This window comes from Shimia aestuarii (assembly GCF_022814865.1).
GTDB classification, from domain to species: domain Bacteria; phylum Pseudomonadota; class Alphaproteobacteria; order Rhodobacterales; family Rhodobacteraceae; genus Shimia; species Shimia aestuarii_A.
On the sequence record NZ_JAKVRD010000002.1, the window covers coordinates 256,052 to 274,273 of the forward strand.

The 18,222-nt window shown below is 62.9% G+C and carries 12 protein-coding genes; 6 read left to right on the plus strand and 6 right to left on the minus strand.

What is annotated here, in order from left to right; all coding sequences use genetic code 11:
- The first annotated feature begins 22 nt into the window (after positions 1 to 22).
- From purH to MK745_RS03400, 5 genes are all read left to right on the plus strand, one after another.
- Positions 23 to 1,612 (plus strand): bifunctional phosphoribosylaminoimidazolecarboxamide formyltransferase/IMP cyclohydrolase, encoded by a 1,590-nt coding sequence (purH, locus tag MK745_RS03380; protein WP_243611854.1) that lies wholly within the window; start codon positions 23 to 25, stop codon positions 1,610 to 1,612.
- Positions 1,613 to 1,724: 112 nt separating this feature from the next.
- Positions 1,725 to 2,195 (plus strand): signal peptidase II, encoded by a 471-nt coding sequence (lspA, locus tag MK745_RS03385; RefSeq protein WP_243611855.1) that lies wholly within the window; start codon positions 1,725 to 1,727, stop codon positions 2,193 to 2,195.
- A 51-nt stretch (positions 2,196 to 2,246) separates the two neighbouring features.
- The gene (locus MK745_RS03390; RefSeq protein WP_243611856.1) at positions 2,247 to 2,759 is read left to right on the plus strand and encodes a DUF3035 domain-containing protein; all 513 of its coding nucleotides are present in this window, start codon (positions 2,247 to 2,249) and stop codon (positions 2,757 to 2,759) included.
- Positions 2,760 to 2,857: 98 nt separating this feature from the next.
- Positions 2,858 to 4,201 (plus strand): M16 family metallopeptidase, encoded by a 1,344-nt coding sequence (locus MK745_RS03395; protein ID WP_243611857.1) that lies wholly within the window; start codon positions 2,858 to 2,860, stop codon positions 4,199 to 4,201.
- Positions 4,198 to 5,496: a M16 family metallopeptidase gene (locus tag MK745_RS03400; protein WP_243611858.1), complete on the plus strand. Its 1,299-nt coding sequence runs from the start codon at positions 4,198 to 4,200 to the stop codon at positions 5,494 to 5,496. The genes MK745_RS03395 and MK745_RS03400 overlap by 4 nt, the downstream gene beginning before the upstream one ends.
- Positions 5,497 to 5,502: 6 nt before the next feature.
- Here MK745_RS03400 and MK745_RS03405 read toward each other — a convergent pair whose 3' ends face one another.
- The 5 genes from MK745_RS03405 to MK745_RS03425 form a co-directional block, all read right to left on the minus strand.
- Positions 5,503 to 7,845, minus strand: coding sequence for an aldehyde dehydrogenase family protein (locus MK745_RS03405; RefSeq protein ID WP_243611859.1), 2,343 nt, complete (start codon positions 7,843 to 7,845; stop codon positions 5,503 to 5,505).
- A gap of 20 nt (positions 7,846 to 7,865) precedes the next feature.
- Positions 7,866 to 8,846, minus strand: coding sequence for a deoxyribose-phosphate aldolase (gene deoC, locus MK745_RS03410; protein ID WP_243611860.1), 981 nt, complete (start codon positions 8,844 to 8,846; stop codon positions 7,866 to 7,868).
- A gap of 93 nt (positions 8,847 to 8,939) precedes the next feature.
- On the minus strand, positions 8,940 to 10,685 hold the full coding sequence (locus tag MK745_RS03415; protein WP_243611861.1) for a SulP family inorganic anion transporter: 1,746 nt from the start codon (positions 10,683 to 10,685) through the stop codon (positions 8,940 to 8,942).
- 327 nt (positions 10,686 to 11,012) lie between these two features.
- Entirely contained in the window at positions 11,013 to 12,686 is a 1,674-nt protein-coding gene (locus MK745_RS03420) for a bifunctional protein tyrosine phosphatase family protein/NAD(P)/FAD-dependent oxidoreductase (RefSeq protein ID WP_243611862.1), read from the minus strand.
- 29 nt (positions 12,687 to 12,715) lie between these two features.
- Complete coding sequence (locus tag MK745_RS03425; protein WP_243611863.1) at positions 12,716 to 12,928, minus strand: YgaP family membrane protein; 213 nt, start codon at positions 12,926 to 12,928, stop codon at positions 12,716 to 12,718.
- Between the two features lie 171 nt (positions 12,929 to 13,099).
- Between MK745_RS03425 and MK745_RS03430 the strand changes: the two genes are divergently transcribed.
- A complete protein-coding gene (locus tag MK745_RS03430; RefSeq protein ID WP_243611864.1) occupies positions 13,100 to 16,672 on the plus strand; it encodes a hydantoinase B/oxoprolinase family protein in 3,573 nt (1,190 codons plus the stop codon).
- A gap of 83 nt (positions 16,673 to 16,755) precedes the next feature.
- Here MK745_RS03430 and MK745_RS03435 read toward each other — a convergent pair whose 3' ends face one another.
- Positions 16,756 to 18,108: an aminotransferase class III-fold pyridoxal phosphate-dependent enzyme gene (locus tag MK745_RS03435; protein ID WP_243611865.1), complete on the minus strand. Its 1,353-nt coding sequence runs from the start codon at positions 18,106 to 18,108 to the stop codon at positions 16,756 to 16,758.
- Positions 18,109 to 18,222: the final 114 nt, after the last annotated feature.

Here is an 18,222-nt window from a genome sequence, read left to right on the forward strand (position 1 = left end):
CCCCATAGGGACCCCGAAAAATATGACCGACCTGCACCCCGTCCGCCGTGCCCTCCTTTCTGTTTCCGACAAGACCGGCCTGATCGAGCTTGCCACCGCGCTGGCCGCGCGCGGCGTTGAACTGCTCTCGACCGGCGGCAGCGCCAAGGCGATGCGTGACGCGGGTCTGGTGGTGAAGGATGTGTCAGACGTGACCGGCTTTCCAGAGATGATGGACGGTCGCGTGAAGACGCTGCACCCGAAGGTGCATGGAGGGCTTCTGGCCCTGCGGGACAACGACGCGCACGTGGCGGCCATGGACGCGCACGGTATCGGCGCCATCGACCTTCTTGTGGTGAACCTCTACCCGTTCGAGGAAACCGTCGCCAAAGGCGCGGATTATGACACCTGCATCGAGAACATTGACATTGGCGGCCCGGCCATGATCCGCGCGGCGGCGAAGAACCACGGCTTCGTCAATGTGGTGGTCGATGTTGAGGATTACGACGAACTTCTCTCGGAACTTGAAGCCAATGACGGTCAGACCTCTTATGGGTTCCGTCAGCGCCTGGCACAGATCGCCTATGCGCGCACCGGGGCATATGACGCGGCTGTGTCGACATGGATGGCTGAACAACTCGCGCTTGAAGCACCGCGCCGACGCGCCTTTGCCGGTGAGGTCAAACAGACCCTGCGCTATGGCGAGAACAGCCATCAGAAAGCGGCGTTCTACACGGATGGATCGAACCGTCCGGGGGTGGCCACAGCGGTTCAGCTTCAAGGCAAAGAACTCAGCTACAACAACATCAACGATACCGATGCGGCGTTTGAGCTGGTGGCGGAGTTTGATCCGGCCAATGGCCCGGCCTGTGCGATCATCAAGCACGCGAACCCCTGTGGCGTTGCGGTTGGTGCGACGCTGACCGAAGCCTACCAGAAGGCCTTTGATTGCGACCGCACCTCGGCCTTTGGCGGGATTGTCGCGCTGAACCAACCGCTTGATGCAGAGACCGCGAAGAAGATCGTTGAGATCTTTACCGAGGTCGTCATCGCACCGGGTGCGTCGGAAGACGCCAAAGAGATCTTCTCGGGCAAGAAGAACCTGCGCCTCCTGCTGACCGATGGTCTTCCCGATCCGCGCAAACCGATCACGGCTTATAAACAGGTCGCAGGCGGTCTTCTCGTGCAGGACAAGGATGTCGGTTATGTCGGCATGGATGATCTCAAGGTGGTGACGGAAAAAGCCCCGAGTGAGCAGGAAATGGCCGATCTTCTCTTTGCCTGGAAAGTCGCCAAGCACGTGAAGTCCAACGCCATCGTTTACGTCAAGGACGGTGCGACCGTGGGCGTCGGCGCGGGCCAGATGAGCCGCCTCGACAGTGCCAATGTCGCCGCCGCCAAGGCAGAGCGGATGGCTGCCGAGCTTGGCATGGACGAAAGCCCGGCCAAGGGGTCGGCCGTGGCGTCGGATGCGTTCTTCCCTTTCGCGGATGGTCTTCTCGAAGCTGCGGCTGCGGGCGGCAAATGCGTGATTCAACCGGGCGGCTCGATGCGCGACGATGAGGTCATCAAGGCCGCCAACGAGGCGGGCCTTGCCATGGTGTTCACTGGAATGCGCCACTTCCGCCACTAAGGCGGAGCCATAGAAAGCCCCGCGTTCGGTCTGCGCGATGCAGGGCAGTATCAATCGCCAATGTCTTGAAAGAACAAGACCTTGGCGAAATCGCAGACAAGGAGGGGCAGGGATGCGTCTTGTGTTTTGGGCCGGGTTTTGGGCCTTCATCACGGATCAGGCGAGCAAGTATCTCGTGGTTCACTACCTGAACCTGCGCGACATTCACGTGATCGAAGTCGCGCCTCCTTACCTGCGTTTCGTCATGGGATGGAACGAAGGGGTGAATTTTGGACTGTTTGCAAGTGGTTCGGAGGCGGCACGCTGGCTTCTGATCGCTATCGCGCTCGCCGTGGTGGCCTTTGTGCTTGGCTGGGTGCGACGAGATCCGCCGGGGCGCGGCGGGCTAGTCGCGGCAGGGTTGCTTGTTGGAGGCGCGTTGGCCAATGTTGTGGACCGTCTGCTCTATGGTGCGGTGGCGGATTTCCTCAACATGTCTTGTTGTGGGATCAACAATCCATTCGCTTTCAATCTCGCCGATGTTTGGATCTTCATGGGGGCTTTCGGTCTCGTGATCCTTGGTGGTACAAAAAAGCCCTCGTGACCTCGCGGCCTGGATGGGCTAAAAGCGGGGCGAAGAAGCAGGAGTAAGACGATGCGCATCATGCGTGTAGCGATGATCGGATGTGTTTTGGCGCTCGCCGCGTGCAGCAGCGACGACGGCGTCCGCGTCCTGAGTTCGAACGGCGATGGCCCTGACGAGTTCCGTATTCTACCTGCCAAACCGCTCAGTGAGCCGAAAAGCTATACTTCGCTCCCCGAGCCAACTCCGGGTGGCAAAAACCTGACGGACGTGGATCCGAAGGGGGATGCGGTGGCTGCGCTTGGCGGACGTCGCAACGCGGTCCATAGCGATACGATCGCGCGCTCGGATTCGGCGCTGGTCAACTACACTGGCCGCAACGGGCGCACCGAAGACATTCGCGGCACGCTTGCCTCTGAGGATGAGGAGTTCCGCAAGCGCCGTGGCCGCTTTGCGAATATCAAGATCGTCAAGCAAGACCGCTACAATGATGTCTATGACCGCTACCAGCTCGACCAATACCAAGAGCAGTATCGCTGGCGTCGTGGTGGTGCGACCACCCCAGCGGCTCCGCCGCGTCAGTAACTTCGCCTGACATCGTGACAAGATCGTGAGCCCCCCTTGAAGCTTCGGAGGGGGAGCGTAACTATCTGCCAAGACTACTCGTTACAGGGAGACATCGAATGATGCGTTTTCTCGCCGGCGTCGCGGCGTGCGCCATGGCTGCATTGCCTCTTCGTGCGGAAGAACAGGTCACCGATTTCCGCCTTGAGAACGGTATGCAGGTTGTCGTGATTGAAGATCACCGCGCGCCGGTTGTGATGCACATGGTCTGGTATCGGGCCGGGGCGGCGGATGAAACGCCGGGCGTCTCCGGCGTGGCGCATTTCCTCGAGCACCTTCTCTTCAAAGGAACAGAGACGCTTGAACCAGGCGAGTTTTCGGCCACGGTTGCCGCAAATGGCGGGCGCGACAACGCGTTTACGAGCTATGACTACACTGCCTATTTCCAACGGATCGCCGCTGATCGGCTTGAGCTCATGATGAAGATGGAGAGCGACCGGATGGTCAACCTCCAACTGGACGAAGAGGATATTCTGACCGAGCGTGAGGTGATTATCGAAGAGCGCAATCAACGGGTCGAAAATAGCCCTGCCGCCCTCATGAGAGAACAGCTCGACGCGGCGCAGTATCTAAATCATCGCTATGGCGTGCCGATCATCGGCTGGCGTCATGAGATGGAGACCCTCTCGCTCGAGGATGCCCTTGCTTACTACGAGAAGTTCTACGCACCCAATAACGCGATTCTCGTCGTGGCAGGCGATGTTGACCCGGACGAGGTTCATGCGCTGGCCAAGACGTACTATGGCGTCCTACCGCCGAACCCCGACCTTGGAGAGCGGGTGCGCCCCGTTGAACCACCGCAAACCGCCGCCCGGCGGATGGTCTTTGAAGACCCGCGTGTGGCACAAGACTATGTGCGCCGCTCTTACCTAGCGCCAGAGCGTGATCCCGGCGCGCAGGAGACGGCCGCGGCGCTGACAATCCTTGCCGAAATCCTTGGCGGCGGCACGACGTCGTTTTTTGCAGAGAAGCTTCAATTTGACGAACAGCTCGCGGTCTATACCGGTGCTTGGTATGGCGGCACGTCACTTGACGATACGACATTCGACCTCATCGTTGTTCCGAAGGATGGTATCGGTCTTGATGAAGCAGAAGAGGCGATGGATCGCACGCTTCGTGACTTCATGGAGACGGGGGTCGACCCCGAACAGCTTGACCGGATCAAGATGCAATTGCGGGCATCGCAGATCTATGCCCGCGATGACGTGGAGAGCATTGCCAACCGCTATGGCCGGGCGCTCACCTCGGGCCTGACGATTGCCGATGTGAAGGCGTGGCCGGAAATTCTTGAAGCGGTGACAGAGGAAGACATCCTGCAAGCCGCGGAAATGGTCTTTGCCCTCGATAACTCGGTGACTGGCTGGTTGCGTGCGCCGCAAGCTGCGATGGAGGTGAACCAATGATTCGTGTGGTTCTGACGTGTGTCCTGTTCTTTGTGGCGCTTCCGTTGCGCGCAGAGGTCGACATCAAGGAAGTGACATCGCCGGGCGGGATCAAGGCTTGGCTTGTCGAGGAACCTTCGATTCCCTTTGTCGCGCTTGAACTGCGCTTTAAGGGCGGGGCGTCATTGGATGCACCCGGCAAGCGCGGTGCGACGAACCTGATGATGGGTCTTCTCGAAGAAGGCGCGGGCGAGCTCGACGCGCGCGGTTTTGCGCGCGCAGCGGAATCTTTGGCCGCGAGCTTTAGCTATACTGCGGGCGATGATGCTGTATCCGTATCCGCGCGGTTCCTCACCGAGAACCGGGACAAGGCGGTTGATCTTCTACGTCTGTCGCTTGTGGACCCCACCTTTCCTGAGCAGGCGGTTGAGCGCGTGCGCGGGCAGGTGCTTTCGGGGTTGCGCAGCGATATGAAAGACCCGAACGCCATTGCAGGCCGGGCCTTCAAGGCGATGGCCTTTGGCGATCATCCTTATGGGACGCCCTATGAAGGCAGTTTGGAGAGCGTGTCTGCCCTGACGCGCGATGATCTCGTCGCGGCGCACAAGGCGGTTCTTGCACGTGACCGCCTCTATGTCTCTGCGGTGGGTGATATCACCGCTGAAGACCTTGGCGTCTTACTTGATACGTTGCTCGGCGACCTGCCCGAGACGGGCGCGCCCATGCCGGGGCCTGCGGAACTGCGCCTTGAGGGCGGTGTCGAGGTCGTGGAGTTCGATACGCCACAATCTGTCGCCCATTTCGGCCAGAAGGGGCTTGAGCGCGACGACGAGGACTTCTTTGCGGCCTATGTCATGAACGTGATCCTCGGCGGGGGCGGGTTCGAAAGCCGTCTGATGACCGAGGTGCGCGAGAAACGTGGCCTGACCTATGGTGTCTATTCCTACCTTGTCCCGAAAGACCACGCGGCGCTCTATCTCGGGAGCGTGGCCTCGGCCAATGACCGTATCGCCGAGGCGATTTCCGTGATCCGGGCCGAGTGGGAGCGTCTGGTCGAAGATGGTGTGACGCAGGATGAGCTCGATAAGGCCAAGGCCCTGCTAACCGGGGCTTATCCGCTTCGGTTTGACGGCAATGGTGCGATCGCGCGGATCATGGTGGGCATGCAGCTAGATGATTTGCCCATCGATTACATCAAGACGCGCAACGACAAAGTCAACGCGGTGACGCGTGAGGATGTGAACCGCGTCGCGCGCGAACTGCTCGACCCGGAAGGGCTGCAATTCGTCGTTGCGGGCAAGCCCGAAGGCCTTTGATCCCGCTCATTCGCCGTAGGGGATCCAGATGTTCTTGACCTCGGTCGCGGCCTCGAGGAACGCGCGCGTGTGATCCTCGGACCAGTCCCGCGCTTTGGCATTGTTGACCCATGTGCGCTTGAGGTTGCCCGAGCTTTCGCGCTCGATCTCGGCGGAGAGGTCGCAGGACGAGAAGGACCACACAGCGTCGATATCAAGATGCCCGGCCATCGGCGTGGCAAGGTCTTTGTGTGCGCCTGTGAGGATGTTCACGACACCGCCCGGCACGTCCGAGGTCTCCAGCACCTGATAGAAATCCGTCGCGGCAAGAGGGAACGGCTCGGACGCAGCGAGGATGATACGGTTGCCCATGGCGATGGCGGGGGCCATGACCGAGACGAGGCCGAGAAGCGGCGCCTCGTCAGGGCAGAGCGCGGCGATGACGCCCGTTGGTTCCTTTTGGGCGAGCGCGACACCGCGGATCGGGACGCCATGCACCTGCCCGTCGTATTTGTCGGCCCATGCAGCGGCCGTAAAGAGCCGGCGGATCGCGGTTTCGACCTCTTTGCCGCCAGAACGCCCGCCTGTCATGGCATTGATACGATGCGCGAATTCGCTTTCCCGGGCCGAGAGGTTTTCGGCGATATAGTAGAGCACTTGCGCGCGCTGATGGCCGGACATGCTGGACCAGGCCTTGGCGCCGCGCGCCGCTTCGACCGCGTTGCGCAGATCCTTGCGGTTGGCAAGCGGTGCTTGGCCCAAGAGATTGCCATTGCGGCCATAGACGGCACGGGAATAGCCGCCATCGGGCCGCGCCTGCTTGCCACCAATGTAGAGCTTCGTCGTGCGGTCGAGCGCATCCTCCGGTGCACCCTTGCCCTTGAACCCTTCGACCGGGGCCAAAGGCTTGGTGGTCTTGCCAATGGGTCGTGTATAGGCCGAAAGCCCCTCCCAGCCGCCTTCACGGCCATAACCGCTCTCGCGCACACCGCCGAACCCGGCGGCGGCGTCGAACATGTTGCTCCCGTTGATCCAGACCACCCCGGCGGCCAGTTGCGGCGCGACTCCGAGCGCGAGGTTGATATTCTCGCTCCAGACAGACGCGGCAAGGCCATAGCGGGTATTGTTGGCAAGCGCGACGGCTTCAGCAGGCGTTCGGAAGGTCGCGGAGACGAGGACCGGGCCAAAAATCTCTTCCTGCATGAGCGGCGAGGAGGGGGAGAGGCCGGTGATGAGGGTCGGCGGGTAGAAATGCCCCTCGACCGGCATCTCGACCTCGGCGCGGTAGGTCTCGCCTTCGCGACACCCCGCGACAAGTTCGGTCACTTTCGCCAGTTGCGTCGCGTCGATCACCGCGCCGACGTCGATGCATTTGTCGAGCGGGTTGCCGAGGCGCAGGCGGTCCATGCGGGCTTTGAGCTTGCGATGAAAGCGGTCCGCGATGCCTTCTTGCACGAGAAGGCGAGACCCGGCGCAGCAGACCTCGCCCTGATTGAACCAGATCGCATCGACAAGCCCCTCGATGGCCGAGTCGATATCAGCGTCGTCAAAGACGATGAAAGGGGATTTGCCGCCAAGCTCGAGCGTGAGCGCCTTGCCGGATCCGGCGGTCGCGGCGCGGATTTTGCGGCCAACCTCGGTCGACCCTGTGAAGGCGATCTTGTCGATCCCGTCATGTGTGACGATCCTTTCGCCCACCACGCCATCGCCGGTGACGATATTGACAACGCCGGCGGGAAGGCCCGCCTGTTGGCAGATATCGGCAAAGAGAAGCGCGGTCAGGGAGGTTTGCTCGGCTGGTTTCAAGACGACCGTGTTGCCCATTGCGAGAGCCGGGGCGATCTTCCACGCGAGCATCAGGAGCGGGAAGTTCCACGGGATGATCTGACCACAAACGCCAAGTGCCTCGCGCCCGGGCAATTCGCTCTCCATCAGCTCGGCCATGCCCGCGTGATAGTAGAAGTGACGTTGGGCAAGCGGCACGTCGATGTCACGGCTCTCGCGGATTGGTTTGCCGTTGTCGAGGGTCTCCAGAACGGCAAAGAGACGGGCATGTTTCTGCAAGAGACGGGCGATGGCGTAGAGGTGCCGCGCGCGCCCGTGACCTCCGAGTCCCGCCCATTTGCGCTGTGCCTTACGGGCGGCGGTGACGGCGGCGTCCACGTCCTCTGCCGTCGCTTGCGAGAGTTTGGCCAGCGTTTCGCCATTGGCGGGGTTGAGGGAGGGGAAATCGTCTTTTGGCTCGGTCCAGCCGCCATTGATGAAATGGCCAAACCGCGCGCCCTGATCGACGACCCAGGCCAGAGCATCGCCCGCGCTTTCGGGGGCCGGGCCGTAGTCCATGGATTGGAAAATATCTTTGACGGTCATGGTCTTGTCTCCGGTCGCCGTTACCCTATCGGGTGGCGATAGCTGGCCGAGTAGTGGCCGGTGACGTGGTGTTCGAGTTGGCGTTCGATGTCGCCGAGAAGCGAGGACGCGCCGAAGCGGAACAGGTCCGGCTGAAGCCAGCGGTGGCCCAGCTCTTCCTTGATGAGCGACAGGTAGATGAGTGCGTCCTTAGCCTTGGATATCCCGCCTGCCGGTTTGTAGCCAACGCGGTGCCCGGTGTGTTCGTAGTAGTCGCGGATGGCGCGGATCATCACGAGCGAGACGGGCAGCGTCGCGTTGACGCTTTCCTTGCCGGTCGAGGTCTTGATGAAATCCGCCCCGGCCATCATGCAGACCAGCGAGGCGCGCGCGACGTTGCGCAGGGAGCCAAGCTCGCCCGTGGCGAGGATGGCCTTCACATGGGCATCGCCACAGGCCGCGCGGAAGGCGCACATCTCGTCATAAAGCGCCTGCCAGTCGCCGGTGAGGACATGGCGGCGAGAGATAACGATGTCGATCTCGGCGGCGCCGGCCTCGACGCTGGCCTCGATCTCGGAAAGGCGGAGGTTGAAGGGAGAAAGCCCGGCGGGAAACCCTGTCGAAACGGCGGCAACTGGGATGCCAGAGCCATGCAGCGCGGCGACGGCCGGGGCGATCATCTCGTGATAGACACAGACCGCGCCGACGGTGAGCCCTTCCATGCCGAGCGCGGCGAGGAGGTCGGGGCGCACGGGTTGGCGGGCCTTGGCAGATAGGCGCGCGACGCGCCCGGGTGTGTCATCCCCGGACAGAGTTGTGAGGTCGATGCAGCTTATCGCCTTGCAGAGCCATGCGGCCTGATACTCTTTCTTGACCGAGCGGCGGCCCGGCAGGGTCGCGACGCGGCGCTCGATGGCGGAGGTATTGGCCTGCGCACGGCGCACCCAGTCGAGATCGAGCGGCATGCCCCCATTGCGCGTCTCGAGCGTTTGGGGGAGCTGATGAATGGTGTCGGAAAGCATGGTGTCCCCTGTTCGGATCGCCGTCAGGGTGTCATGCCATGCGGGGCTTGGCAAGATTGGTCAGGGCCCGTGCAACGCCGGGTAAAGCTCGGATCAGGCGGCGTTTTCGTTCGGGGTCAGGGCCACCATTGCATCATATTGCGAAAGGAAGACCCGGCCCGTCAGATCATTGATGAAATGGCTGCGCTGGAGGCGATCCATGACCGGGCCTTTGACCTCGGAGAGGTGCAGCGTGATGCCGATTTCGTGCAAGCGGCGGTTGGCTTCTTCGAGGCTTTCAAGAGCGCTCATGTCGATCTCGTTCACGGCGGAGCACATCAGAACCACATGGCGTATGTCGTTGTCTCCGACGACCCGGTCATAGAGGTAATCCTCGAGATAACGGGCATTGGCGAAATAGAGGCTTTCGTCGATGCGCAGGGTCACAAGCGATGGGTCGGTCTGCACGTCGTGGCGCAGGATGTTGCGGAAATGCTGGGTGCCGGGGACGAGGCCGACTTCGGCCACGTGGGGGCGGGAGGTCTTGTAGAGAAAGAGGCCGATGGAGATCAGCACACCTGCGGACACCCCGACCTCGACGCCGAAGCCGAGGGTCAGAAGGATCGTGGCGGCGACGGCGGAGAAGTCGACGCGCGAATAGTGCCAGGTGCGCTTGAGGATCGAGAAGTCGACGAGGCTCAGGACGGCGACGATGATCGTGGCGGCGAGGGTGGCCTTGGGCAGGAAGAAGAGAAGCGGCGTCAGCAGAAGCGCGGCTAGCGCGATGCCGACAGCGGTAAAGGCTCCGGCGGCGGGGGTTTCGGCCCCGGCGTCGAAGTTCACGACCGAGCGGGCAAAACCGCCTGTCACCGGATAACCCCCTGAAATTGCTGCGGCAATGTTGGCGGTGCCGAGGCCGACGAGTTCCTGATCGGGGATGATGCGCTGGCGCTTCTTGGCGGCGAGCGTTTGTGCGACGGAGACGGATTCGACAAAGCCGATGATCGAGATCAGCAGCGCGGAGACGAAAAGGGAGGACCAGATTTCGCCGGAAAAGCTCGGCAGGGAAAGCGGCGGCAGGCCCATCGGCACCTCGCCAACGATGCGGACGCCGTGGTTTTGGAGGCCAAAGAGCCATGTGACGAGGGTTGTCACGGCGACGGCGCCAACGGGGCCTGCCTTGGCGAGGATATCGGCCATGCGGGGCTTGAGGCCAGCGTCGAGCAGGAGCGGCTTGAGCCCCTTGCGCACCCAGAACAGGAAGCCCGTCGCCATGATGCCGATCACCAGCGTGATGAGGTTGGTTTCCGGCAGGTGGGCAAGGATCGAGCCAAGCAGAGTTGGTAGGTTGTGGCCATGCGCATCGACACCGAGGAGGTGCTTCAACTGGGACGTGGCGATGAGGACACCAGAGGCCGTGATGAACCCGGCGATCACCGGGTGCGAGAGGAAATTCGCAATGAAACCAAGGCGAAAGACCCCCATGAGTGTGAGCATCAGGCCGGAGATAAAGGCCAGCGTGATGGCGGCGGCGGCGTATTCGGCGGTGCCTTGGAGGGCGAGGTTGCCGACGGCGGCGGCGGTCATCAGGGAGACCACGGCGACCGGCCCGACGGCCAGCGCGCGGGACGTGCCGAAGACGGCGTAGGCGACGAGCGGCAGGATCGAGGCATAGAGGCCCATCTCGGGCGGGAGGCCGGCGAGGAGGGCGTAGGCGAGGGACTGCGGAATGAGCATGATCGTGACGATGACGGCGGCCACGAGATCGGAAGTCAGCGTGTCGCGGTCGTAGCTCTTGCCCCATTGCAGGATCGGCAGGTTGCGCTCGAGCGTGGCACGGGTCGGTCTGGGCAGGCGCATCTCTTGGTCCTTTCGCGTATCCCACTTCATATATTCAAACTGGTGAATAAGTGAAGGGGGTATTACCCCACTGTGCCGGAGGGTTGCCGGAAATCCGCACGAATCGGGCCAAACAAGGTGTAGCGCACTGTGGTTAATGGCGAAAACGCGGGTCGGTATCGCGTCGGTATCACGTCGGTATTGCGTAGGTGCCCCGCGCGAAAATCGCAGGTGTGAACGGGGCGCACGATGGTGAACGGGGCGTGCGCGGTTAACGAAAGGTGAAGAGCCAAGGGCCTTCGAAAGCCCTTGGAGACGAGGTTTCGAAATCGCGTGGGAAGTGGTCGGTCAGCTTGCCGAGATCTTTTCGGGTTTGGCCATCCATTCCTTGCCGCGCAACATCGCCTTCCAATAGACGGGCGGCAGGATCTGTTCCTTGAGGATCCAAGCGGCGCGGGTCGGTTTGGTGCCGTCGATCATCCACTTCGGCAGGGTCGGCAGCAGCACGCCACCATAGCCGAATTCCGCTAGAAGTATCTTGCCGCGTTCGACGGTCAGCGGGCAGGAGCCGTAGCCGTTGTAGATCGCGGTGGGCGATTTTCCGTCGATATCATCGACGAGGTTTTCGGCCACGATCGGCGCCTGCATCCGCGCGGCGGCGGCGGTCTTGGCGTTGGGGGCGTTCATCACGTCCCCGAGCGACCAGATATTGTCATACTCTGCATGGCGCAGTGTCGCCTGATCCACATCGACCCAGCCCGCGGCATCGGCCAAGGGCGAGACGCGGATGAAGTCCGGCGCGGTCTGTGGCGGGGTGACGTGCATCATGTCGAACTCGGTCATGAGGGTTTCCGGCTCGGCATCGGGGCGGTTGATGGTGAAGGTCGCCGTCTTGGCGGACCCGTCCACGGCGGTCAGGTTGTGGAAGTAGTTCACCGTCGCGCCGTAGCGGTCGATGTATTTCTCGAGGGCGGGCACGTAGTCCTTCACCCCGAAGAGGACGCCGCCTGCGTTCATGAATTGCACATCGACAGAGCCGAGGCGGCCCATGCGCTCCCAGTTGTTGGCGGAGAGGTAGAGCGCCTTTTGCGGGGCACCGGCGCATTTGATCGGCATGGGCGGCTGGGTAAAGAGGGCGCGCCCGCCTTTGAAGCCGCGCACCAGTTCCCAAGTGTAGGGGGCGAGGTCATAGCGGTAGTTCGAGGTCACGCCGTTCTTGCCGAGCGTTTCGACGAGGCCCTCGACGGCGCCCCAGTCGAGCTTCAGCCCCGGGCAGACGACGAGGCGTTTGTATTTCACCACGCGGCAGCCATCGAGGACGACGGCGTTGTCCTTGGGTTCAAACGCGGCGACGGCGGATTTGAGCCAATGCACCCCTTTGGGGATCAGAGAGCCCATGGTCTTCGCGGTGGTTTCGGCGTCGAAGATGCCGCCGCCGACCATGGTCCAGCCGGGTTGGTAGTAATGCGTGCCTGCCGGGTCGATCACGGCGATCTCGAGGCCCGAGCGGCGCGCCTTGAGCGAAGAGGCCACGGCAATGCCCGCCGCGCCACCGCCAACGATCACCACATCATAGGACGCATCGCCCGTATCGGTCGGGGTCTTGCCGCCATTGACGATGCGGCGCACGACGCCCGCCATGTCATAGCCTGCGGATTTGGTCGCGGCGAGGATGTCGGCGGTCGGTGTGTCGGCGGCCTTGGAGAGCGACCAGAGCGTCGCGCAGCGCGTGCCGGTGCGGCAATAGGCGAGGACAGGACCGGGAAGCTCCATCAGGGCGGTGCCGAAATCGGCGGCATCTGCGTCGGTGACCTTGCCGGAGACGACAGGCAGGTAGCGACAGGTCAGCCCTTCTTCGCGGGCGACGCGCTCGATCTCGTCAAAGGCGGGTTGGTCGGCGCCTTCGCCATCGGGGCGGTTACAGATGATGGCACGAAAGCCCTTTGCGGCGATGGTGCGCACGTCCTCGGCGGTAATCTGCGGCGCGACCGAGATTTGGTCGGTGATCTTCTTGGCGTCCATGGGGCGGTCCTTCGGTATCGTGAGGGGCGTCAGCGGCGGCAGGTCGAGAGGCCGAGCACCCGGTAGAGCGGGCAGAACTTGAAGGCCGATGTCCCCGCAAGGACGAGGCCGACGAGGGCGAGGCCATATTTTATCATATCGTTTTGCCACAAGGCAGCCTCAAAGGCGAAGGGCAGGATGATGAGCGCCGCGCCGAGGATCAGGCGGATGAGGCGGTCGAGATTGCCGACATTGTGGGTCATGGATGGCTCCGATTCCGGTCTGTGCGTGCCGTGTATTTTGTTCATATATTCAATATCGCGCATTCATGGAAGGATTTACGGGGCGAAGCGACGGAGGCGCGTGGTCGCAGGGCCGTTGACAATCCCTCGTCTCAAGGGTTGGGTCAGGGCCTTGAAGGACAGGAGGGCGCGATGAGTGGGGCTTGGGAATTCTGGATCGACCGGGGCGGCACGTTTACGGATATCGTCGCCCGCAGGCCTGATGGGGGTGTGGCGACGCACAAGCTCTTGTCGGAGAACCCCGAACGCTATCGCGACGCCGCCGTGCAGGGCATCCGCGAGATCATGGGCGTGGACGAGGATTTCCCGGATGGCAGTATCCGCGCGGTGAAGATGGGCACGACCGTGGCGACCAACGCGCTTCTTGAGCGCAAGGGCGAGCGCGTTCTTTTGGTCATCACCAAGGGATTCCGCGATCTTCTCGAGATCGGGTATCAGGCGCGGCCAAGGCTCTTTGATCTCGAGATCAAGCGCCCGGACCTCCTTTATGAGCGGGTCGTGGAGATGGATGAGCGGCTCGATGCGGAGGGGGCGGTGTTGCGCCCGCTCGACGAGGCGGCGCTGCGCGCAGAGATGCAGGCCGGGTTTGACGCCGGCATTCGCGCGGTGGCGATTGCCGGGCTGCATGGCTATCTCAACCCGGTGCACGAGGCGCGCGCGGCGGAAATCGCCCGCGAGATCGGATTTACGCAGGTCTCGGCCAGTGCCGAGGTCTCGCGGCTGGCGAAGCTCGTGGGGCGCGGCGATACCACGGTGGTTGATGCCTACCTGTCGCCGATCCTGCGCCGCTATGTCGAGCAGGTTGCCGGGGCGCTCGATATGGGGCGGGCCTGTGAGCGGTTGTTGTTCATGCAATCCAACGGCGGGTTGACGGATGCGAGCCTGTTTCACGGGCGCGATGCGATCCTGTCGGGGCCAGCAGGCGGCATTGTCGGGATGGTCAAGACGGCAGAGGCGGCGGGGTTTGACCGCCTTATCGGCTTTGACATGGGCGGCACCTCGACGGATGTCAGCCATTATGCCGGGGAATACGAGCGCAGTTTCGAGACCGAAGTCGCGGGCGTGCGGATGCGCGCACCGATGATGGATATTCACACGGTCGCCGCCGGGGGCGGGTCGATCTGTTCCTTCCGCGACGGCCGTTATCAGGTGGGCCCCGAAAGCGCGGGCGCCGATCCGGGGCCGGCTTGCTATCGCCGGGGCGGGCCGCTCACAGTGACCGATTGCAATGTCATGCTTGGTAAGCTCAACCCCGATCACTTCCCGCAGGTCTTTGGCCCCGAGGGGGATCAACCGCTCGACGCAGAGGTCGTGCGGGAGAAGTTTGCAGCGCTGGCAGCAGAAATCGCCGAGGCGACAGGGCAGGAGGCGCAAAGCCCCGAGGCGGTCGCCGAGGGGTTCCTGCGCATTGCGGTCGACAACATGGCCAACGCGATCAAGAAGATCAGCGTGCAGCGCGGCCATGACGTCACGCGCTATACGCTCCAGTGTTTCGGCGGTGCAGGCGGGCAGCATGCTTGTCTCGTGGCGGATGCCTTGGGCATGACACGGGTGTTCGTACATCCGCATGCGGGCGTTCTTTCGGCCTATGGTATGGGGCTTGCCGAAATTCGTGCCATGCGGGAAGTGCAGTTCGATGCGCCTGTCGCTGACGAGGCGGCGGCCCTGTCGGCCCTTGCGGAGCTTATTGCGGCGGCGGAAGACGAGGTGCGCAGCCAAGGCGTCCGAGAGGTCCGCACCGAGGCCCGGGCGCATCTGCGCTATGAAGGCTCACACCAAGCGCTTGAAGTGGCGCACGGCAGCGCCGAGGAGATGCGCGCAGCCTTCGAGGCGGCGCACCAACAGCGGTTCGGCTTTATCTCGCCCGAGCGCGGTTTGATGGTCGAGATGCTCTCGGTCGAAGCGATTGGCGAAACGGGCGAGGCACCGGGCATCGTCGATCATGCGGGCGATGGCCGCGCGATCGCGCATATTCCAGTGCACCTTGAAGAGGCGCGGCGCGATGTGCCGCTTTATGATCGCGCGACGCTTGGCACCGGCGTGAAAGTCGAGGGCCCGGCGGTTATCACCGAGGCTACCGGCACCAACATGATCGAGCCGGGCTGGCGCGCCGAGGTGGACGGTTTTGGCAATCTCGTTCTCGAACGGGTGACGGAGAAGGCGCGCGCAAGGGCGGCGGGGACCGAGGCTGATCCGGTCCTGCTTGAAGTGTTCAACAACCTCTTCATGTCGGTTGCGGACCAGATGGGCGCGACACTCGCCAACACGTCCTGGTCGGTGAACATCAAGGAACGGCTTGATTTCTCTTGTGCGATCTTCGACACGGCAGGCGATCTTGTCGCCAATGCACCGCATGTGCCGGTGCATCTTGGCTCTATGTCGGATTCCATTCGCACGGTGATGCGCGAGAACCCGGACGTGGCCGAGGGCGACGCCTTCATGCTCAATTCGCCCTATAACGGTGGCACGCATCTGCCGGATGTGACGGTCGTGACGCCGGTGTTCCATGGTGGCGAGGTGGTGTTTTGGCTCGGCTCGCGCGGGCATCATGCGGATATCGGCGGGCGCACGCCGGGATCTGGGCCGCCGGATTCCAAGCATATCGAGGAAGAGGGCGTGTTGATCGACAATGTGCGCCTCGTCGAAGCGGGCCATTTTCAGGAAGCGCGGGCGCGCGAGGTCCTGGCCAGCGGTCGGTATCCGGCGCGCAACCCGGATCAGAATATGGCCGACCTCAAGGCGCAGGTGGCGGCGAACGAGACCGGGCGGCGCGAACTGCTCAAGGTGGTGGGGCAATACGGGCTCGACGTGGTGCAGGCCTATATGGGCCATGTGCAGGACAATGCCGAAGAATCCGTGCGCCGTGTTGTGGACCGGCTTGGTGACGGGGCGTTTTCCTACGAGATGGACAATGGGGCGCGGATCGAGGTGCGGGTGTCCGTGGACCGGGACGCGCGCGAGGCGGTGATCGACTTCACCGGGACCAGCGCACAGCAAGAGGGCAACTATAACGCGCCGCTGTCGATCTGTCGGGCAGTGGTGCTCTATGTGTTCCGCACCATGGTGGGGGCCGAGATCCCGCTCAACGAGGGCTGTCTCAAGCCGCTGCGGATCACCGTGCCGGAAGGGTCGATGCTCAACCCCGGCTATCCGGCGGCGGTCATCGCGGGAAACACGGAGGTCAGCCAGGCGACTTGTAACGCGCTTTATGGGGCGCTTGGGGTGATGGCGTGTAGTCAGGCGACGATGAACAATTTCATCTGGGGCAATGACGACTTTCAGAACTACGAGACCATTGCGGGCGGCACAGGCGCAGGGCCGGGATTCCGGGGCTGCGACGCGGTGCAAAGCCACATGACCAACACGCGGATGACCGACCCGGAAATCCTCGAGAAACGCTTTCCGGTGCGGCTCGAAACCTTCCGAATTCGACCCGAGTCCGGCGGAAAAGGGCAGTGGGATGGCGGCAATGGCGCGCTTCGGACCATGCGCTTCCTCGTACCGGTGACGGTCACGACGCTGACCTCGCACCGCCGGGTGCCACCGTTTGGCGGCGATGGCGGTGGGGCCGGGGCCGTGGGCGAGAACTGGGCCGAGATGCCGGATGGAACGCGCAAGGATTTGCCGGGCAATGCCGAGATCGACCTGCCCGCGGGCAGCGTCTTTGGCATGGCCACACCGGGCGGCGGCGGTTGGGGGAGGTAAGCGGAGCGCGCCCGAGGGCGCGCGCAGGATGAGCGCCTTGCGGCGCAGATGCGAGGCGCTGCCAAAGGCAGCGCGCCTTTGGATCACGCGGCGGAGAAGCCTGCGTCGAGGGCGGAGAGGATCGTGTCGATCTCGCCTTCTGAAATGGTCAGGGGCGGTGACATCAGGATGTTGTGCATGCCGAGCCGCACCATGGCGCCCGCCTCGTAGGCGGTTTGATGGATGCGGGCCATGGTTGCGCCGTCCATCGGGGTCTTGGCGGGTTTGTCCGAGACGATCTCGATCCCGGTCATCAGCCCGTGGCCACCGCGCACATCGCCGATGATGTCGTGTTTTTCGGCGAGTTTCAGCACGCCTTCGTAAAGCTGGGTGCCGCGGGCGGCGGCGTTGCTCTTGAGGTCGAGGCGCTTGGTCTCAGCGAGGGTGGCGATCACGGCGGCGGCGCCGACCGGGTGGGCCGAATAGGTGTAGCCGTGATAGATGCCCGCTTCGCCGCTATTGTCCTTTTCAAAGACTTCGGCCACGGCCTCGCTGATGAGGCAGGCGCCGACGGGGAAGTAGCCCGAGGTGATGCCCTTGGCGGTTGTCATCAGGTCGGGTTTGACGCCCCAGTGGCGCGCGCCGGACCAGTCGCCTGTGCGGCCAAAGCCGGTGATGACCTCGTCGGAGATCATCAGGATGCCGTGGCGGTCGCAGATTTCGCGCATCAGGCCCATGAAGGAGGCGTCGGGCACGATCACGCCGCCTGCGCCCTGAATCGGTTCCATGATGAAGGCGGCGATGGTGTTCGCGCCTTGGAAGGCGATTTCGTCCTCAAAGGCGGCGGCGATGTTCTGGGCGAGTTGTGCCGGATCGGTCTCGTTGTAAGGATTGCGGTAGGTGTAGGGCGAAGGCAGGTGGAAACAGCCCGGCAGGAGCGGTTCGTAGTTGATGCGGAAGCGGTTGTTGCCGTTCACGGAGGCACCGCCGAAATGGGTGCCGTGATAGCCCTTCTTGAGCGAGATGAATTTCGTCCGGGTCGGCTCCCCGCGCAGGCGGTGATACTGGCGCGCGAGGCGCAGGGCGGTTTCGACGCTGTCGCTGCCGCCGGAGGTAAAGAAGACCCGGCCCATGCCGTCCTCGGCAAAGAATTCGCGCACCGCATAAGAAGCCTCGATCGCGGGCGGGTTCGAGGTGCCTGCGAAGGCGGAGTAATAGGGCAGGTCGTAGAGCTGTTTCGCAATCGCCTCTTTCACCACGTCGTTGGAATAGCCGAGGTTCACGCACCAGAGGCCACCCACGGCGTCGACCGTGCTATGGCCGTCGATGTCGGTGATCGAGACACCGGAGGCACCGGTGATGATTTTTGGCGTGTTGGATTGTAGGTCGCCGGGGGCGCCCATCGGGTGCCAGAGGTGGCGGGCATTGTTTTCCTTGAGGAAGTTTTCGTCTTTCATGGCGTGTCCTGACTCTCGGCCCTGATTCTCGGGATTTGTGAATTTGATCAAATCCTACGCCTCTTGTTTGCCCTGTCCAGAGTGAAGGCGAAAACGCTGCGAAAACGGCGCGGA

What these genes read in the sequence shown, in the direction of transcription:
- purH (WP_243611854.1), top strand. Translation starts at nt 23, where the DNA reads ATGACCGACCTGCACCCCGTCCGCCGTGCCCTCCTTTCTGTTTCCGAC.
- lspA (WP_243611855.1), top strand. Translation starts at nt 1,725, where the DNA reads ATGCGTCTTGTGTTTTGGGCCGGGTTTTGGGCCTTCATCACGGATCAG.
- MK745_RS03390 (WP_243611856.1), top strand. Translation starts at nt 2,247, where the DNA reads ATGCGCATCATGCGTGTAGCGATGATCGGATGTGTTTTGGCGCTCGCC.
- MK745_RS03395 (WP_243611857.1), top strand. Translation starts at nt 2,858, where the DNA reads ATGATGCGTTTTCTCGCCGGCGTCGCGGCGTGCGCCATGGCTGCATTG.
- MK745_RS03400 (WP_243611858.1), top strand. Translation starts at nt 4,198, where the DNA reads ATGATTCGTGTGGTTCTGACGTGTGTCCTGTTCTTTGTGGCGCTTCCG.
- MK745_RS03405 (WP_243611859.1), bottom strand. Translation starts at nt 7,845, where the DNA reads ATGACCGTCAAAGATATTTTCCAATCCATGGACTACGGCCCGGCCCCC.
- deoC (WP_243611860.1), bottom strand. Translation starts at nt 8,846, where the DNA reads ATGCTTTCCGACACCATTCATCAGCTCCCCCAAACGCTCGAGACGCGC.
- MK745_RS03415 (WP_243611861.1), bottom strand. Translation starts at nt 10,685, where the DNA reads ATGCGCCTGCCCAGACCGACCCGTGCCACGCTCGAGCGCAACCTGCCG.
- MK745_RS03420 (WP_243611862.1), bottom strand. Translation starts at nt 12,686, where the DNA reads ATGGACGCCAAGAAGATCACCGACCAAATCTCGGTCGCGCCGCAGATT.
- MK745_RS03425 (WP_243611863.1), bottom strand. Translation starts at nt 12,928, where the DNA reads ATGACCCACAATGTCGGCAATCTCGACCGCCTCATCCGCCTGATCCTC.
- MK745_RS03430 (WP_243611864.1), top strand. Translation starts at nt 13,100, where the DNA reads ATGAGTGGGGCTTGGGAATTCTGGATCGACCGGGGCGGCACGTTTACG.
- MK745_RS03435 (WP_243611865.1), bottom strand. Translation starts at nt 18,108, where the DNA reads ATGAAAGACGAAAACTTCCTCAAGGAAAACAATGCCCGCCACCTCTGG.